The organism is Sphaerisporangium sp. NPDC005288 (assembly GCF_040607475.1).
Classification (GTDB): Bacteria; Actinomycetota; Actinomycetes; order Streptosporangiales; family Streptosporangiaceae; genus Sphaerisporangium; species Sphaerisporangium rhizosphaerae.
Map to the genome: position 1 here is coordinate 1 of NZ_JBEXGT010000123.1, position 1,020 is coordinate 1,020.

Below are 1,020 nucleotides of genomic sequence, written 5' to 3' on the forward strand. Positions count from 1 at the left end.
TAACTACGCCCCGCCTTACCCGGCTCCGGATCATAAAGACCAGCAACATCCCACCCCCGATCACCCGGAAAACCACCCACCGCATCCACACCACCAACCAACAACCCCCACAACCGCTCCGGACCATCCACCCCACCCGGATAACGACAAGCCATCCCCACAATCGCGATCGGCTCCCGAGCGCGGTTCGTCAGCGCGCGGTTCTGCTTGCGCAGCCTGGCCGTCTCCCTGAGAGAGGCGCGCAGTGCCTCGACGATCTTTCCGTCACCCTCCGCCATCTCCTCACCCCTCCTGGGTCTCGTCGTCCGGTTGCCCGTTGTCCAGCGCCATCCTGATCAGGGCTTCGGTGTCCAGTTCGTCGATCGCGTCGACGTCCGCCGTCTCGTCCTGGGCCGCGGCTCCGTTCGAACCGTCGGGACGCACTCCGGCGAGCTCCAGCAGCCCGTCCAACAGCCCGGCGGCGCGCAGCGCCGCCACCTGCACGGTTTGCAGCGCCTTGCGGATCGCCGTCTCGTCTCGGCCGTCGGCGGTGACGTGATCCCCGCCGTCGGTCTTCGGTGTTATCTGCCTGATCACGTAGTCGACGACCGCCCGGACCGATGGATGATCGAACACCAAGGTGGTCGGCAGCCGGAGCCCCAGCGCGGTACCGAGCCCGTTGCGCAACTCCACCGCCGCCAGCGAGTCGACGCCCAGCTCATGGAATGCCTGGTCCACCGGCAGGGACGCGGGCGAATCGTGGCCGAGCACCGCCGCTGCCCGCGCGCGTACGAGTTCGGTCACCGCTGCCTGGCGCTCCGCGGCAGGAAGCTCAGCCAACCGATCAGCGAACGAACCGGCACCAACCGGAGCATCCAGCGCAGCCCTGCGCCGCACACCCACCAGATCACGCAACAACGCCGGCAACCGCTCCGCCGACTGGGCCCGCAACGCACCCACAGACCACCCGGCCGCCACCACCACACCCCGCCGGCCCTCACCCACCACCCGATCAAGCACCGACAAACCAACACCAGCCGA

2 protein-coding genes are annotated in these 1,020 nt (G+C 68.3%); both read right to left on the reverse strand.

Annotated features, from left to right (window positions below; all coding sequences use genetic code 11):
* On the reverse strand, positions 1 to 278 hold a 278-nt coding region (locus ABZU32_RS40975; RefSeq protein WP_354932204.1), incomplete at its 3' end, for a beta-ketoacyl synthase N-terminal-like domain-containing protein.
* 4 nt (positions 279 to 282) lie between these two features.
* A partial coding sequence (locus ABZU32_RS40980; protein ID WP_354932207.1) for an acyl carrier protein occupies positions 283 to 1,020 on the reverse strand: 738 nt, incomplete at its 5' end.